This window comes from bacterium (assembly GCA_021372615.1).
Classification (GTDB): Bacteria; Armatimonadota; Zipacnadia; order Zipacnadales; family UBA11051; genus JAJFUB01.
The window spans coordinates 15,695-33,402 of sequence record JAJFUB010000031.1; the positions used below are offsets into that span (position 1 = coordinate 15,695).

At 69.7% G+C, this 17,708-nt stretch carries 10 protein-coding genes; 7 read left to right on the forward strand and 3 right to left on the reverse strand.

The genetic code is table 11. The annotated features are described in order from the left end of the window. Positions 1 to 8: 8 nt before the first annotated feature. From LLH23_05335 to LLH23_05345, 3 genes are all read right to left on the reverse strand, one after another. Positions 9 to 4,217, reverse strand: coding sequence for a heparinase II/III family protein (locus tag LLH23_05335; GenBank protein MCE5237897.1), 4,209 nt, complete (start codon positions 4,215 to 4,217; stop codon positions 9 to 11). Between the two features lie 73 nt (positions 4,218 to 4,290). After that, entirely contained in the window at positions 4,291 to 6,789 is a 2,499-nt protein-coding gene (locus LLH23_05340; GenBank protein MCE5237898.1) for a hypothetical protein, read from the reverse strand. A 50-nt stretch (positions 6,790 to 6,839) separates the two neighbouring features. Beyond that, positions 6,840 to 9,188 carry a hypothetical protein gene (locus LLH23_05345; protein ID MCE5237899.1) on the reverse strand — a complete coding sequence of 783 codons (2,349 nt, stop codon included), beginning with the start codon at positions 9,186 to 9,188 and terminating at the stop codon, positions 6,840 to 6,842. A 226-nt stretch (positions 9,189 to 9,414) separates the two neighbouring features. Here LLH23_05345 and LLH23_05350 point away from each other — a divergent pair, with 226 nt between their 5' ends. From LLH23_05350 to LLH23_05380, 7 genes are all read left to right on the forward strand, one after another. Next, positions 9,415 to 10,248 (forward strand): sugar phosphate isomerase/epimerase, encoded by an 834-nt coding sequence (locus LLH23_05350; protein ID MCE5237900.1) that lies wholly within the window; start codon positions 9,415 to 9,417, stop codon positions 10,246 to 10,248. 582 nt (positions 10,249 to 10,830) lie between these two features. Next, the gene (locus LLH23_05355; protein ID MCE5237901.1) at positions 10,831 to 11,706 is read left to right on the forward strand and encodes a hypothetical protein; all 876 of its coding nucleotides are present in this window, start codon (positions 10,831 to 10,833) and stop codon (positions 11,704 to 11,706) included. Positions 11,707 to 11,738: 32 nt separating this feature from the next. After that, positions 11,739 to 12,302 carry a GNAT family N-acetyltransferase gene (locus tag LLH23_05360; protein MCE5237902.1) on the forward strand — a complete coding sequence of 188 codons (564 nt, stop codon included), beginning with the start codon at positions 11,739 to 11,741 and terminating at the stop codon, positions 12,300 to 12,302. Positions 12,303 to 12,401: 99 nt separating this feature from the next. Next, positions 12,402 to 13,448 (forward strand): hypothetical protein, encoded by a 1,047-nt coding sequence (locus tag LLH23_05365; protein ID MCE5237903.1) that lies wholly within the window; start codon positions 12,402 to 12,404, stop codon positions 13,446 to 13,448. 110 nt (positions 13,449 to 13,558) lie between these two features. Further along, positions 13,559 to 15,913 (forward strand): hypothetical protein, encoded by a 2,355-nt coding sequence (locus tag LLH23_05370; protein ID MCE5237904.1) that lies wholly within the window; start codon positions 13,559 to 13,561, stop codon positions 15,911 to 15,913. Positions 15,914 to 16,040: 127 nt separating this feature from the next. Continuing rightward, entirely contained in the window at positions 16,041 to 16,760 is a 720-nt protein-coding gene (locus LLH23_05375; protein MCE5237905.1) for a lysoplasmalogenase, read from the forward strand. A gap of 15 nt (positions 16,761 to 16,775) precedes the next feature. Continuing rightward, entirely contained in the window at positions 16,776 to 17,615 is an 840-nt protein-coding gene (locus LLH23_05380) for a sugar phosphate isomerase/epimerase (protein ID MCE5237906.1), read from the forward strand. Positions 17,616 to 17,708: the final 93 nt, after the last annotated feature.

Below are 17,708 nucleotides of genomic sequence, written 5' to 3' on the forward strand. Positions count from 1 at the left end.
GGGCGCTCTCAGGGCGTGCGCGTCGGGGTGGGAGAGGCTATGGGGCGGAGGATGAGGGCGACCAGGGCGAAGAAGTGGTTCGTGGAGGCCGCTTGCTTGCCGGTCACACGGCAGGTGAGGCGGTGCGGCCCGGCGGACAGGCGCACCTGCCCCAGCAGGGGGCTGCCGCCGAGCGCCACCGTAGCGGCGCTGTAGCCGTCCACCGGCTGCCCCAGCGGGGCGTCATCCACCAGCACCTGAAACTGGCCGTAGCAATCCGAGGTGGTGTGGTCCAGGGACACCTCGTACAGGCCCGTCTGAGGGGCAGCAAAGCCATACGTGACGAAGTCGCCCGGCTGCTCGGCGCGGTAGAAGCGCGTGTCGAGCTGCCCCCCGAAGTACGTGCACGTCCGTCCCGAGCTGTCCAGCACCGGCGCAGTGCGGAAGGGCAACACGAACCCCCGTGTCGAGAAGCGCCAGGTGTACGTGGCCGCGTTGTCCAGGGCATCGGTCAGGCGAAGCGTCAGCGTGTAGTTGCCCGGCGGCTGGTCGCGCGCGGTGTGCAGCCCCAGCCGCCAGCGCCCCACGCCGGCCTGCTCGCGTGTGATGCGGACCGGACGGCTCTGCCCGACCCCGGAGACCATCTCAGCGCTCACCATCTGGTCGGTCAGCGGCCCCGCCTCGGCCAGCTCCACCTGCGCGCTCCCCGCCCACGGCAGGTAGCCCACGTCGCCTGTCCCCGCGATCTTCCGGTCGCCGACCCGCAGCCGCAGCAGCCTCGGTGGGGTGGCGTCGCTCACCTGGACCGGGCCGTGGCTGAGCATCACGACCGCCTGCGTGGCCTGCGACGGGTCGAGGCGCAGCCGCCAGCCATCGGCAGCGGAGGTGAGGGCCAGGGGCATCCAGCGCCCACCGGCGGGCCGCATGTAGGCCTGCGTCGGTGTCCCGCTGTTGCGGCACATGAGTGGCCCGGCCGGGGCGAACGCCGCGCGCGTCAGCTCCACCTCGCACGGCACGTTCCCCCGCCAGCGCAGCAGTCCGGTGGCGTCCATGGTGATCTCGACGAAGGTCGTGATTGCGAACTCCTCGCCCGCTTTCAGGGCGAGTGTGGGCTCATCGGCCAGCTTGACGACAGCCTGGTTGCCCTGGCGGGCCACGCTCTCGATCTCGAAGGCGCCGTCGGGGCGTCCGGCGACGAGGAGTTGCTGCCCGGCCATCGCCGCACCGGCGGGCAAGCCAGGGCAGTCCACCGTCACGCTGAAGTGCTCCTGATCCACCGCCACGAGCTGGCCGTGCAACGGTGGCTTCATCGTCAGCTTGACCCCGGCGGCGCTGAGCGCAGAGCCGTTCATCAGGGCCACAGTAGTCGTGCCGCCGGCGCGGCTGACGAGGGCCTGCTGGCCGGTGAACGCCAGCCGGTCGCCGCAGCGCGCCGGACCGGGAGCTGCGGCCGGGTCGGTCACGGCGAGCAGGTCGGTGAACTGCGGGCCGCTGATCTCCACGGCGCGCGCTTCACCCGCCGTGGCTGTGATGGGCACGGATTTGGCCGCCGGCGTCGGGCCCGAGGCGCCGACCGCCTGTAGCACCGACACAAAGACATTGCTCGGGCCGGGCCGGCGGACCTGGAGCAGGTGGAGGTCGCGTTTCTCCCACGGGTCGTTGCGGTTGCGCTGGCCGGGAGCCACCAGGTGCAGCAGTTGTGTCCCCGCCGTGGTCAGTTGGTCCAGCCGCACGCTCTTGCCGCCCTCAGACCAGGTCGCGGTCACCAGATCGCTCGGCGCCGTGGTCCCCTGAACGGAGCGCAGCCACTTGGTCCTCCCCTCGCCACCGGCGGGCGGGGTGCAGACCTCCTCGGTGAAGGGCTGCCAGTTGCCGTTGGGGGGCGTGAAGTCCTGTCCGGCGCCGTGCATCACGAAGTCCTGCCGGGCGCCGCCCTCGGCCCGCACGACATCCAGCAGGTAGCGCCGGCCGACGCCGTGGTCCACCAGCGACAGCAGGCGCTCGTAGCGCGTGGCCGGGGGCGCCGCCTCCTCGCCGCGGCCCACGACCGTCTGCAGCGTGTCGCCGGCCATGAAGGCCAGCAACTCCCCGGCGGCGCGCGTCTGCGGCTGCCCGTCGAACATCACGACGTTGTGGCAGAGGGTCGAGCGGTTCCACGGGCTGATCTCATGCCGCGCGCCCAGGTAGCCCTGGTCCGGGATGAGTTCGGCGCCCTGGTCGTAGAACAGGAAGTTGAGCTTGTCCGGGTGGCCGTGGCCGGACCCGTAGACCCCGTACTTGAGGTAGACGGCGGCGGCGTCCGGGCCCGGCCCGGTGCGCAGGATGGCCCAGCCGACGCCCGGCCGGACGAGGCTGCGGGCGGACAGATCCAACGGGGTGACCTGGCTCAGGTCAGCCGCCGGATCGCGCCGGAACAGGGCATACTCATCCCCGCTGTCTCCGAACTTGCCGTCAAAGACATCGGCCAGCAGACGGCGGTTGCGCTCGGCGGGGTACCAGCGGAAGTTCGTCTCGGCGTGGCGCCGCGGGTACTGCGCGCCGAGGCAGGAGTCGCTGATCGGCGGCCCGGTGCGCTGGGGCGTCAGCACGGTCAGCGGCGCGACGTAGATCTTGCGCAGCAGCGGGTCGCCGAGCAGGTCGAGCTTGTCATACCGATCCGCGCCCGTATACGCGGGCGGGTCCGAGTAGCCCTGCAGGATCTCCGGGCAGGCGTACAGCGGGCCGAGGGCCATGCCCTCGTACGAGAAGCTGCCGTCCTCCCAGTGGCCGTCGCGGAAGAAGTAGCGCTTGATGAAGGCGCGGAAGCCGTCCGGGTGGTCCACCGCCCACTTGACCGTACTGTGGTCGCCCAGCATCGTCCCCAGCATCGCGCCGCACGACATCGCGTACGGCCCGTCATTGATGCAGCAGCCCTTCGGCGAAGTGGCCGTCAGCAGCAGCGCACATTCGCGGAAGGCGCCGTTCTCGATGAGCTGCTTGTCCGCCTCGGTCAGCACCCCGCTGTTGTAGATCAGGTCATAGCACAGGCCCAGTTGCAAGAACGTGCCCTCATCGTGGAGCTTCCACCCCGACAGCTTGCCCGACTGCAGGTTGCTGTAGTCGGGGTACACCCGGTCCCAGTCGTGGGCCAGGTAGCCGGGATAGACTTCCGCCACGCGCCGCAGGATCGGGACGGCCTTCTCGGCATACTCCCGCTCACCCGTAAGGGCGTAGACCTTGCCGAGCGCCCCCAAGTCGTTGAGGCGGTTGATGCGCCGGTAGCGCAGCAGGGCGCTGATGCGGTACTTCTCTCCGCGCGCGTCCTGGTAGTAGCTGATCTGCACCTTCTGCCCCACGGGGTTCATGTACGTATCGTGCTTGTCCTCGGGGTAGGCGGGGTCGGGGAGAGTCAGGCCACAGCGGGTGCACTGCACGCGGTCGGGTAAGGGCGATTTCCACGCGTAGTCCCAGTTCGCCCCGCACTTGGGGCAGTCCATCACGCGCATGGGTGTCTCGGCGGGGATCCAGAAGGGGATCTGGTCTGCGGGCAGCTCCATCCAGAACCTGGCCTGGTTGCGCAGCGCCTGGAGCTGATCCCGGGCCCACTGGTGGCGCTTGATGTTCTCACGGGCGCGGGTGATGTCTTCCGTCTTGTACAGCCCGCACGGGTGCGCTACCGTCGCCGGTGGGAGCACCTGGCGCTCGAGCGGCTCGAACGCGCCGACCACCGCGCGCAGATCATCGTAGTACGAGTCGCACTGGCCCCCCGACCAACACGAGGGGAGCAGCGTGAGCCCCACCGCAGCCGCCGGGACGTCCACAACCCCGCGCATCTGCTCCCACTGGCCGGTCCCGGCCGGGCGCAGGATCGTGAGGTCCTCCTTCTCCAGGCGTTTGCCGGCCTCGTTCCAGAACTCGACGTACAGCGAGGCGCCGCTGTCAGCCGCCCCCTTGTACCAAGCGGTGACCAGCAGGCTCGTGCCCGGCTGGACGGGTATGCGCGGGCTGCGCAGGCTGCAGGCCAGCTTGTCGCTGGTATCGAGCACGTGCAGTGACTGCTTGCCCGAGTGCGCCTCGCGCGTGCTCAGTTCCGCGACGTTGGGCGCCTCGAACATGCGCCCCCAGCCCTCGGGCGTCGTGCCCGCGGCGCCCTCCTCGAACGAGGCCTCGAAGAGCGGCTTGGTCTCGGCCGCGACCGCCGCCACCGGCCCCAGGGCCAGGACGATCAGACACGCCGCCACTATCATATGGGTACGCATGTGTGTTAGCTCCTCGACAGTGTGCGAGACGGAAGCGTCGGCGATCGGCGCTTGGCAGGTGCCTCGCCCGGCACTACCGGGTGAGGACGAGCATGACCGCATCCAGGGCCGGCGCCTTCAAGGGTCGCGACAGATCCACCGCGCGGCCGGTCAGCAGGTCGCGCACACGGGCTCCGGACTGAGGCGCCTGAACGCTCACCAGCCGGTCCTCCTGAGTCAGGTTCACGACGAAGACCAGGGCCTCGTTCTTGAGCAGCCACACATGCTTGCGCACCAGGGTGCCGTCCGCGCCCTGCACCGTCACCGCGGCATCGTCACGCTTGCCGTCCCACAGGAACGGCCCGGCGGCGGCCAGGACGGCGTTCCACCTCGCCAGCAGGTGCAGGAAGCGCCCGTCTACCGCGCCGTCGTCATGCCCGCCCCAGAAGGAGAGGCCGCGCACGCCCTGGCCGATCATCGCCAGCATCTGCGCGTTCAGAATCTGCGGATCGCTCCACGGGGTGGCCGACCCGAGCGGGTAGATGACCGTCGAGCAGAACACGATAGGCTTGCTGGTCACGTTCAGACTGTCCTGCACGGTCTGGATGCCCATCTCGACGCTGGCCAGCCCCACGTCCTTGGTCCACATGTCGCGGTAGTCGCGGGGGTGGGTGTAGTGGGGCACCTCCGGCTCGGTCAGGTACTGAGCCGCCTTGGAGATGTCAATCTGCGCGGACTCGATGGTCCCGGCGTAGTCGTAGCCCGCGATCCACGCCTGCAGCGCACAACCCGGCTTGGCCTGGCGCGCCGCCTCCCCGATGACCTTCACGTACCGCGCGCCCTGGTCGCAGCGGAACTCGATCCACTTGCTGTAGTAGCGCCCGCCCTTCTTGATGTCCTGGGGCCAGGCGGCATCCGTGACCCCCGCGTAGCGCGCGAAAGCCTGCCGGCAGCGGTCGCAGAAGCACAGCGGCGGCCGGCACTCGTAATCCAGCATGAAGCCATCGGCCCCGGACTCCCTCATCCGCGTCGTGACGCTCTCCAGGAACCGGCCATATGTCCCCGCCCCGGTGGCGATGATCTCGGGGCAGATGGTCGTGTAGCGGCTGGGCTCGGTCGCCTTCTCCTCGGGCGTGGGTGTCACGTCGGGAGGACACTGGGCCGAGTAGTCCCACCAGGACATCAGGTTGGCGTGCAGGCCCAGCCTGTGGGCCGCCTCGAACAGGGGCCGGCCGCCGCTCAGATGCAGCCGCCTCAGGCCCACCTGCTGGTACTGCTGGAGCATGTTGGCGAGCAGCTCGGGGCCCAGCGTCCCCCCGGGGTCGAGCGCCGCACCCTCCCACAGGGAGAAGCCCAGGTGCCGCGGGTCCGCCTTGGGCGGCGGCGGCAGCGGGGGCAGGACGACCGCCTTCAGTTCCGTCCACGGTCCCGGCTGGCCATCGCGTCGCAATCGCGCGCGCAACACGCCCGTCTCTCCGCTCTCGGGGCGGAAGTGCACGAATACCGGAGGCATCATGGGGCTGATCGGCCAGTTGAGCCAACCCGGTCCCTCACCCTTCGGCTTATCCACTCCGTGGAAGTTCGCCGGCAGCACGAAGTTGGCCGGGAAGTCCAGCACGCAGCGCACGAGGTCGCCCGCCGGGCTGGTCTGCACCTGCACCGGCAGGTCGCCGGCGATGATCTCCCGGGGGGCCAGGTGTCGGCTCGCCTCGATCTCAACACTCACGTGCTTGGCTGAGTGGGTGGCGTCGAGGTTGTCGTAGACCAGGCAGACGCGCTGATAGGCGCCCTGCGCGAGCCAGACGGTGCCGCGCGTGCGGTCATCCAGCACATTGGGCCAGACGGCGACATGGAGTTGCTGCGGGTCCTGCTCGCCCTCGACGCGGGCCGCCGCGACGCTGGCGGCCAGTCGCGCCGCCAGATCGGGCGGCTGCCCCACCACGACATTGTCCACGTGCACCGCGATGATCTTCTCACCCCGGCCGTAGTCGTTGTCGAAGTCCGGGGCGCCACCCTCGCCCGGCATGTAGCCTTTGCCCATGATCAGGCGGCACGGGCCCTGCCACTCGGGCAGTCGCTTCAGCTCGGCTGTCGCGGTAGCCGCCTCGCCGGGCTGCGCGACCGTCAGCGTGATCGTGTCGGCGGCAAGCGCCAGCCGCACGCGATACCAGGTGTCGGCGACGGGGCGGAGCTTGTCCGCCAGAGACACGGTTCCGGGCCCCGGCGCGGCCTCCATCCGCAGGCCATAGTGGAGGCTCAGCATCACCCGCACATACTTGTCCGGGCCCCAGTACAGGATGACGCCGGGCGACCACGAGGCCGCCGTGTCGCAGACATTGTTGAGGTCCACCTGCACGGACGTCACATCCGTCGGCAGGTCGGTCTCCAGGTGGTTGTAGACGTTCTCTTTGCCGCCCAGCACGAGCAGTTGGCGCCGGGCATCTACGGCCATCGTGCCCTGCTTGCTGACATCGCGGGTCCACCGGGCGTCAAGCTGGGGCGCGGAGAAGTCATCCAGCCAGTCGTTCGGCTGCGCCCACGCGGGCAGGCTGAGCAGCACAGCGGCCAGGAGCACGGCCAGTCGGGTACGCAAGGTGTCTCCATCCCTTCGGTTGGCGTGACAGCGACGACAGGACCGACAGCCTACGGCAGGTCATACACGATGAACACGCCATCCAGCGCCGGCACCGTCACCGTGGTCCCTGGCTCCGCCCCGGACAGGACCATCCTGCCCTTGCCGGCCCGTGTGCGGACCGTCACAGTGGCGTCTTGCAGCCCGCGGTTCGTGAACCCCACGAGCAGCTTGCCCTGCCCGGCGAAGGCCCGGTGGAAGACGCCCGTGGGGGCCGTGACCTCCACCCTGTCATCAGCCCGCTTGCCCTCCCAGACGATGTCCTGCGTCGCGTCGAGCAGGCGGGCCAACTCGGACAGTAGCGCATAGTGCCGCCCATCAAAGAACGGCAGCATCCAGAAGTCCAGGCCCCGGACCCCCTGCGCCAGGTGAGTCTTCGCTTGCCAGCGCAGGTAGTCGGGGTTGGTGTACGAGTCCAGCACGCCGGCCCCGATGTTCAGACACGGCGCCAGCGGCACGCTCCACGGGTTGTCCACCGTGGCCTCGACGCGGCGGAAGGCCCAGTCCAGGCCGTACGGCTGGCCCCAGGTGTCCTCGCCATGCGGATAGACGCCGTTGGCCATGTTGGCGAAGTCCAGGTGCGGCAGGAACTGCCGCACGTCATAGCCGTACTCGCGCTCCTCCTGCAGGCGGTCGCGATAGGCCTGCACATGGGGACCGGTGGCCTGGCGCTCATACAGGGACATGGTGAACCAGGAGAACAGCCGCCCCTGCGGGCTGCCGGCCTTGACCGCCTGGCGCACCGCCGCGACGTGCCGGCCACCGTTCCAGACATGGAAGTCCAGCCAGCGCTCGTGCAGCTTCCCGCCCGGGGCCACGTCGGCAGGCCAGTTCACCTGGTCGGCCGTCAGCTCCTCTCGCTCCAGGAACGCCGCCCGGCAGCGTGGGCAGAGGCACTGGTGGTGGTTGCCCTCATGGTCGAGGTCAAAGCCGTCCCACCCCTCCTGCTGCAGGCGGCTGGTGATGGGGCCGAAGACCTCCGCTACGTGCTCGGCGGCGTACGTCGGGCACCACTGGTACCGGTCCCCGCGTCTCTCGCCCGGTACGGGCTTGCCGCCCGAGCCCAGGCAGGCCTTGTCGAGGCCTTCGGTCGAGGTGGGGTAGACGGTCGTGTTGTAGCTCCACATGCTGGCGAGACTGACCAGCATGCCGTGCGCCCGGGCCTCGGCGATCTCCTCGGGGTATGACAGCACCAGCCGCGACACGCCCGCCGCCTGTAGCTGCGCGTCGGTCTCCCGCCGGATCATTGCCTCCAGCGGCTTCTCCGCCTCGGCGACGGCCGGTCGCACGACGCTGTAGGCCCACACGCCGAGCAGCGAGCGGCGCGGCTGCGGGGTGGCAGGTAGCGGCGGCAACACCGTGAGGGGCACAGAGACGAGTTCGCCCTCTCCGCCCTGGGAGCGTGACTGCCAGGCCAGGCGATAGACGCCCGGGGCTTGCCGGCAGCGCAGGTAGAGACAGAAGGGGTGGCCGCCGAAGGTGTGCCACTGTGTCTCGGGCGCCACGGCCGCGCTGTCGGGGAAGGTGAACGTGTAGCGCGTCACGGCTTGGCCGTCGCGTTGCTGGGTGCTGGTCTCCAGACGGACGCGCTGGGTCCAGCCGTCGGCGTAGGGCAGATAGGGCGTGACCAGCTCCACCCCGGCTGGCAGCTCCAGGACCAGGCCCAGCCGCACGGCGCCCGCCGTGTCGTCATTGCGCACATAGAAGCTCAGCCGCTGGAAGACCCCCTGGCACAGGAACAGGCCCTTCTGCTCCTTGAGGTTGGGGGCGAAGTCCCAGCGCAGCTTCTGCGGATCGTTGTTGGCCACCGCCGGCGGGTCCAGGGCCAGCGGCGTCCGCTCGTTGCCCACAATGACAAGGGCGTCGCGCAGCAGGGCTTCCTCCGCCGCCGTCACGTGCGTGATCCGCACGGTGTTCGGCCCCGGCTTCACCAGCTTCGTCACGTCGAACAGGTAGCCCAGTCCGCCCAGGTCGTCGCGCTCGCCCGACTCGAACGCCGGCTGAGCCGGGAGCGCGAAGGCCTTGGGGGCATAGACCTCGGTCCCCTGCGTCCAGTACTCGTTCGCCTTGTTGACCGCCTCGGCCGTCGCCAGCGCCTGGCCGTTGACCGCCAGGCGCAGCACGCCCCCGGAATGGCTGAGCGCCCGGTACCTGAGCACGGCCTGCAGGTACAGATAGACCGGCTGCGCCGGATCGGCGGCCACCGTGAACCGGCCCTCCGTGAAGTGGGCCGAAGGCAGGCGCAGGACGGCGCCATGGGGTCCGGCGTTCAGAGCGCGCACCAGCTCCTCCGGCGCCGCCACGCACGGCCCGGCCAACGCCGTCACGACACAGGCCCACAGCCACCAGTCTCGGCACATCCTCAGAACTCCTCCTCAAACAACATCCCCCATCGCTGGTGGTGCCTTCCGCGGTTCGCGGTGTCGCACCTCTCTGGCGCGCATCTCCCCGGGCAGGTGAGACCAGGGGAGCAAGGAAATCGGCGCCTGGTGGATGAAGCCTACCACGCGACGGACGCCGTCGGTGGTGTTCGTCCCTGAGCCCCGGCACAAGCCGGCCGCAACCCATCCAGGGGAGACAGACACAATGATACTGATGCATGCGTACACTTACCGGACGTATGACTTCGAGCGCGCCTGCCGCAAGGCCCGGGAGTACGGGTGGGAGGGCATCGAGCTGTGCCCGACGCTGTTCCGCGGACGGGCCCTGGCGGAGATCAAGCCCGAGCTGGAGGACACGATGGGCCGCTATGGCGTCGCGGCGCCGGTCGCGTCGTGGGGAGGCAACGTCATCCAGGACGACCGGGAGGCCGCGCAAGCGGCGCTGGACTCCCTGCTGGCCGGCCTGCCGGTGCTGCGGGAACTCGGGGTGGAGAAGATCAACTCGGGCGTCGGCTCCCTCATGGCGGACGATCCAGTGGTGACAGGCTCGGCCATCGCCACCGAGGTGCACTACGAGCGCGGGGCTGAGGCGTTCCAGACCGTGGCCGCCGAGCTGGCCAGCCTGGGGATGACCTGCAGCTTCGAGATCCACATGCACAGCCTGCATGACACCGCCGCCTCCACCCTCAAGCTCCTGGACATGATCGGCAGCCCCCTGGTCACGGCGAACATAGACGCCGGGAACATGTATGGCACGCCCCATGCCGAGGAGGCCGTGGCTGCCGTCGAGATACTCGCCGGCCGGATCGGCTATGTCCACGCCAAGAACTGCCGGCGCCTGGCGACGGGCGGCACGGACTACTCCTACATGCTCGACAGTGGCCACCTGGACTACTTCCGCATCTTCCGAGCCTTGCGCGACACGGGCTACCAGGGGCACATCTGCTGCGAGTACTGCGGCCTGGGTGACCCCAGCGTCGCCGCCCAGCGTGACCTGGCCTATCTGAAGTACACGCTGCGCGAGCTGGGGATGTGGTAGCCTGCCCCCCCCGGGCAGCACGTGACCAGGGCGGGGTCGGGGGTGACTCCTGGTTGTCGGCTGGTAGCTTGAGGCGCAGATGCCTGGGGCGCAGAGGTCTGAGGCGTAGAGGTCTGGCGGGGCGGGAGTCGTGGCGAGGCGGGAGTCGTGGCGTCCGCAGGACGCTCGGCGGTGCGCAGCACCGCCCCTCAGCCCGGCGTTTCAACGCCGGGAAAGGACGCCGCCCCCTTGTCTAGAAGTGCCTGCCGTCCGCAGGACGGTTGGCCGCAGGCCCGTCTCAGGCGCAGACCTCCCCGGGCGTTCCGCCGACCGTCCTGCGGACGGAACGGAACGACCGCAAGGAGGAACAAGGGGGCGGCAGCATCCCGGACGCTGAAGCGTCCGGCTGGGGGGCGGTGCTGCGCACCGCCAACCGTCCTGCGGACGGGAGGACCGCCAGCCTGAGCACCGCCGACCGTCCTGCGGACGGGACGGCCGCCAGCCAGCCCTGGTTGGTAGAGGTGGAGTTGGGAGAACGGTAGAATACCCTAACGGGACGATCTCGATGGTCGGGGCCCATACGGCCAGCGAGGGAGGGACATCATGATCGAGTACCCTGAAGCTGTTACGATCGCCGGGCAGATTGCCAAGACACTGACCGGCAAGCGAATCGAGTCGGCAGTGCGGGGGAACGCGCCCCACAAGTTCGCGTTCTACAGCCGTCCGCCCGAGGAGTACGCCTCGATCCTGCCCGGTCAGACCACTACCGGCGCGGAGGCCAGCGGGTCGCTGATCCTGGTCCGGCTCAGTGGCGGACACATCGTCGTGCTGGGCGGCGGGGGCGAGCGCATCATCTTCCATCCCTCGGCCGACACCGTGCCCGCCAAGCACCAGCTCCTGCTGGGGTTCGACGATGGCGCTTTCCTGAGCGTCAAGGTGCAGGGCTGGGGCTCATGCCAGCTCTACACGCCCGAGGAACTGGAGGTCTATCCGTGGTATGCCCGGCGCGCGCTGGAGGCCACCGACGAGGGCTTCACGCGGGGGTACTTTGAGGGCCTCTTCGCCGCGTTGGAGCCGGACGACTCCCGCGCCATCAAGTTCTTCCTGATCTCCGATCCGGGCGTGTGGGGCATGGGGAACGGGTACCTGCAGGACATCCTGCTGGCGGCGCGGCTGCACCCCCGGACGAGGGCCGTGGACCTGAGCAAGGCCCAACAGCGCGCGCTGCACAAGGCCATCGTGCAGACGATCAAGCGCGCCATCCGGCTGGGGGGACGCACCGACGAGCACGATCTGTTCGATGACACGGGCGGCTACGAGCGCCTGCTCAGCGCCGCGGCGGCCGGCTTGCCGTGCCCCGTCTGCGGGCAGGCGGACATCGTCAAGGAGAGCTTCCTGGGCGGGGCGATCTACACCTGTCCGCAGTGCCAGCCCGCCCCGCCGAAGCCCGAGAGGCGCGCGGCGAAGAAGCAGGCCTAGCCCGCAGTGGCGCGCCCTCACAGGAGGGGGACATGACCACCCACACCGACCAACTCACCACCGACCGACTGCTCATCCGGCACTTCACGCCCGCTGACTGGGTGGAACTGCAGGAGCTAGCCCGCGACAGGGAGTCCTCGGCGGGCGGGAAGTACGACCACGCCTGGCCGACCGACGACGAGGGCTGCCGCGGGATGGCCGTGTACTTCGCGGCACAGGAGAAGTTCTGGGCCGTGTGTCTGAGGAATACCGGCCACCTCATCGGCCTCCTGGCGCTTAGCCCCGAGGACGAGCCCGGCGTCATGGAGGTCGGGCATGTGTTCCACACGGCCCACCTCGGAGCCGACCTCGACACCGAGGCCCTCGGCTGCCTCATGGACGTTGCCTTCGCCGATCCGTCTGTCCGGCAGATCATCTGCCGGAACGCGGAGGAGTGGGAAGCGCAGCTCGCGCCGTTGCGCAAGCTGGGGCTGACGGTGGTGAGCCGGGGAGACGGCACGGACTTCTTCCAGCGCAACGCGGACGGCAACCCCATCACGTTCGTGGGCTGCACGATGGCGATAGGCAGAGACGAATGGCTGCAGCGGCGTCGGTGAGGAAGCCCCGCCGACTGGCAGGCAGTGAGTGACTTCGTGGGTCACACGCCCCACACGAGACCCGGAGCGTAGCGGCGCGCCGGGGAGGAGCATGCTGCAATGCCACCCTCGATCAGCCTCAGCACCGAAGATCGGCGGACGTACCTCGAAGGCGTCCGGCCGATGGACTGGGGCACCGGTGAGATGTGTGAGTTCGCCAGCGCGCTGACGCGCACGCTGGAATGCGTCGGTGAGGAAGTGCCGTATCACACCATCACGGGTGTGACCGGCGTCGCCTTCCGCTTCACGATGGGGCCCGAGTTGTGGAACCCGGGTTTCTACGGCTTCGGGGGCGTCTCAGCCGACGTGCACGACCTCATCCGTCGTGCCTTTGCCGCGGTTGGCCACGCGTACGCATGGCATGCCGCCGGCGACCGGGCCAGTGACTGGCGGCGCCTCACCGACAGCATTGACCGCGGCCTCGCTGTCATGCTGCGGGGTCACGTGGTGGACGCCTCCGACTGGGCCCTGATCACTGGCTACGAGGACACCGGCGACATCCTGCTCGGGTCCAGCCCCTATGGTGGCCGCGACAGGTTCCGGGGCCACGATGTCATCCTCGACTGGCACGAGAGGACGAAGGAGTACATCCTCCTGGAAGAACGGTGCGAGCGGCCACCGGCGGCGACCATGTACACCGAGGCCCTGCAGTTGGCCGTGGCGCTGGTGCGTGGCGAACCGGCCAGGGCGCCGTACACCGGCCTGGGGGGCTACCAGGTCCTGGCCGCTGCCCTGCGGGAGCAGGAGTCTGCTGAGAGAGCGGAGCGCCAGGAGGACGGGATGTGGTTCCGCTATCTGTGCCTGCTCTGCTACGAGATGATGCTGGACGACCACGCTTCCGCGCCTCCCTTCCTGCGCGACGCGGCGGAGGCACTGCCGTCCGGCACGGCCGAGCTGCTGCAGGCGGCAAGCTGTTACGAGCAGAGCCACGCGCTCCGCAACGAACTGGAGGGCATCCTCCCCAGCAACTTCCCGGCCGAGGCACAGAAGCGCGTCCTCGACCTGGCGGTACGGGAGCAATTCGCGCAGGCGATCCTGCGGATCCGCGAGGTCGAGGCGCAGGGGATTGCGCACATCGAGCGGGCTCTGGGAACGCCAGCGAAGTGAGCACCCATGCCATGGCTTAAGGGCCGTGACACTGGCGACGTGGGCGGAGGGAGTGGCATTCACGGAAGTGGGGGCCGCGGTCGAGGCCTGGTGAGGCCGGGAGGCGCAGCATGCGAAGGGCGCTACTGGTTACGACACTGTTGGTGGCGGCTACGACGGCGTTCGCACAGCCGCCGAAGGAGGCGAAGGCCGTGCAGAAGCGACCGGCAACGTCGGACCCGGCCGTACGGTGTGTGCTGGCAGGTGTGCCGTGGATCGGGTTCTATCGGGGCGACAACCGTGGCCCGGAGGATGACCCCTTCCCGGCCTGCATGAGGGCGTTCCTGGAGTACCAGGGCGAGAACCTCGGCCAGCAGCCCCGCCATGCCAACGACCCCTGGCATGTCGTGCACACGTACATCAAGGGCGTCTGCGGTGCGTCGTTCCGGCTGGGATGGGACGGCACGAACTGGGAATGGAGCGCCATGGAGTTACTGGGCATGCCCGGCGACCCGCTGGCGCCCTTCCGCGACGGGTTCGCGGCGGCCGGCTATGCCTGTGAGATCCTCCTGCGCCGGGACTTCGCCCGGTCCCTCGGCCTGCAGCAGGACGCGGACTACGACGAGGCCGCCTTCCGCGAGCGCATCGTGGCCAGCATCCGCCGGGGCGTCCCCGTGTTGGCCCTCGGCGTTGTCGGGCCGCCGGAGTGCAGCCTCATCGTCGGCTACGACGAGGGCGGCCAGGTACTGGTGGGCCGCAGCTTCTTCCAGGGCGAGGGCGACGAGGCCGCGAAGATCGAGCTGGAGGAAGCCGGCGGCGGGAACCCCGATCCCTACTTCCGCAAGCGGGACTGGTTCGCGGACACGCGCGGGATCATCCTGATCGGCGACAAGGTCAGCCGCCCCTCCGACCACGAGATCCACGTGACAGCCCTCCGGCGTGCGCTGGAGATCATGCGCACGCCGGTGGTCCGGGGGAAGTGGACCGGCCTGGCTTCGTTCACGATGTGGGCCGATACGCTGCTGAAGGAGGCGCCCTTCCCGGCGGACGATCTGGCCACTTTGCGGAAGCGGCACGAGTACCACCACAGCGCCGGGGGGACGCTGGCGGAGGCGCGAGCGTATGGCGCGGACTTCCTGCGGCGCATGGCCGACCGCGAGCCGGCCGCGGCCGAGGAACTGCGCGAAGCGGCGAGGTGCTTCGACGACGAGCACGACCTCGTGTGGGCCATCTGGGAGTTCACGGGGGGGATGATCCCCAGCGATGACGGGGCGGGCAAGCTCGGCAACGCCTTCCTGCGCGGCCGCCTCGTGCCGCTCATCCGCCTCTGCCGCCGGCGCGATGCCGAAGCGGCGGCGCACCTCCAGAGGGCCCTGGAGCAGATGGGCGAGACGCTCCCTACCGACACACCCGCCGCCTGCGGCCGCCTCGTGCTTGAGGGCGTTCCCAAGATCGGCTACGTCACTCACCTGTGCCCCCTCCCCGGGTCGTTGTACGCGGTCATGGAGTACCTGGGCGACCCGGTGGCGTATGAGTACCTGATGGGCATCACAGGCGCGGCCTTCCGGCGGGCGTGGCACCGTGACGACGGCGGGAATGTGGACCTAGGGTACTTCGGGCCCGAGGTGTATCGCCGCGCCGCCTTCGGGCTGCAGTACGAGCTGCGGACGGTGCCGCGCGACAAGCAGAAGATGATTGCGGCCCTCCGCGAGAGCCTCTCCCACGGCCGTCCGGTCATCGCCTTCGGTATCGTGGGCCCGCCCGAGGCCGGGATCGTCGCCGGCCTCTCGCAGGGCGGCGAAGTGCTGCACGGCTGGAGCTACTTCCAAGACGACAAGCGGCCGGGCTACTACGAGGAGGCGGGGTGGTTCGAGAAGTTCAGCCGCTTTGCGGCGGCGCCCGACGGCGGCCTGGGCCCGGTCGGCGATGAGCCGGTGGGCCTGCTCGTGGTGGGCGACAAGAACCGCTGGCGGGAGGGGTCTCAGCGCGACATCCTGCGGGAGTCGCTGAAGTGGGCCGTTGACCTGGAGCGCACCGCGAAGCGGCCCAACCTGCCGCAGCATGTCTGCGGGTTGGCCGCCTATGAGGAGTGGGCGAAGGCGCTTGAGGTGGATGCCGACTACCCGGCCGACAAGCCGCAGGTTCTCGAGACCCGCGCGATGGTGCACTGCGATCAGGTGGTGATGCTCCACGAACGGAGTCGGGGCGCCCAGTTCCTGCGCCTCATGGCCGAGCGGGTACCCGAGGTGGCCGCCGACCTGACCGCCGCCGCGGTGCTCTATGACGAGGTCGCGGCGTACGCCGGGCAGGCCTGGAAGTGGGGCCACTGGATGGAGCCCGCCGCCCAGCAGGGCCTGGCGGACCCGAAGCTGCGGCGCGAGTTCGCGGCCCAGATACGCGCCGCCGGAGCGAAGGAGGCCCAAGCCGTCGCGAAGCTGGAGACGGTGCTGCAAGCACTCAATGCGGGAACCGCAGGGAAGCCGTAGCGACCCCCTGCGTTCAGGTCAGGCCATCTGCAGGGCCTCCGGCACGGCGCTATCCGGTCGGAGGCCTTCCTGTCCCTGGCGTCGAATACCCCTGCTTCCGCGCCACTCGTGCCTGAGGAACCGCCCCATGGCCTCTCCGTGCTGCCGGGCCGCCGCTATCGCTCGCACCGTGCTCGCCATCGTCATCGCGCTGGCCGTCGCGGGGACACTCCTGCACGCCTGGCAGGCGCTAGGGCTGCCGCGGCTGGGGGCGATCGCCGTAGCCTCCGGCGGCTTCGTGCTGATCTCGCTGCTCAGCGGCGGGCTCCGGTCGGCCCCCGGCGTCCTGATGGTGATCGGCCTCGTGGGCTGCTTCCTGGGCGACATGCTAGGGGCGCGCAGCTTCGTAGCCAGCGCGGGGGCGTTCCTGGTCGGCCACATCTTCTTCATCGCGGCCTATGTCCTGCGGCGCGGCGATGCGCGGCGGGGCGCGGTGGTGCTGGTGGTGTTCATCGCCTGCAGCGCCGCCATCCTGTCCGGCCTCTACGGCCGGGCCGAGGGCGTGGAGCGCATCCTCGCCGTGGCCTATGCGCTGGTCATCAGCGCCATGGTCGGCGCCGCCGCCAGCGCCGCCCACCTGCCCGGCGGAAAGCTCATCTTCGCCGCGGCCGTGCTGTTCTACGTGTCGGACATTGCCGTCGCCTACTGGAAGTTCGTGGGTGGCGACGCGCCGTATGACTGGTTCTGCTACCCGCTGTACTACACGGCCTGCACCATGCTCGCGTTCGGCGCCGGGGCGGTGGCCGGGCCGCGCAGCCCGTTGGCGCCGCCGGGCACCGGTGAGACAACGCAACCTGTCACAGGATAGCCAGGAGAGATCACGATGAAGCACCTCGCCTGTGGAACCGTCTGTTTCCGCAACCTGCCGCTCGCGGAGGCCTTCGCACGCATCGCTCGGGCCGGATACACCTGGGTCGAGACCCAGGCCACCGCGCCCTTCTGTCCGCATGTGGACCCGTGGCATGACGACCCCGACGCCTTCGCCCGACTGGTCGCCGACTGCGGCTTCAAGGGCGTAACGGCGCTCTGGGCCCCACACGGCGCGATCCTGGCCGATCCCGGGGCTGTCGCGGGCATCAGCACCGCCCTGGCCTGGGCCCAGGCGGCGGGCATCCCCGTGGTCAACGCCGGCGACGGGCAGAAGCCGGCCGGCATGTCTGACGCGGAGGCCCTCGACCTGCTCCGCGAGCGGTTCGCGGCGATCCTCGAGGTGGCCGCACGCTGCCAGGTGTTCCTGGCCATCGAGCCCCACGGCACCTTCTCGCTGACCCCCGATGGTCTGGAAGCCCTGATGGGGCTGTCGGACTCGCCGTGGCTGGGGATCAACTACGACACGGCGAATGTCCACCGGGCCACGTACGTGGAGACCGCTGCCGGGGCGTACTCGTGGAAGCCCATGGGGGAGAGCGCCGACGAGGTGGCGACCCTCAAGCGGGTGGTCGGCCGGGTGGTGCACTGCCACGTCAAGGACGTCGTGGGACCGCGCTCGGTGGCGCTGGGGGACGGCGAAGTGGATGTGATCGGCTGCCTGCGAGTGCTGGCCGACCACGGGTACACGGGTGCCATCTCGCTGGAGACCGAGGGTGATGAGACTCCTGAAGAGATGCAGCAACTGATCGAGCGCAGCCGGCGCTTCCTCGAGGACGCCCTGAGCGCCCAGTAGTCAGCGCCGGCGGCGCTGTGGTCTAGTGCTGACTTGCATAGGTTGGCGTGCTAACGGAGACAGGTCGTGGGTGTCGGGGGGGGGGGGGGGGGG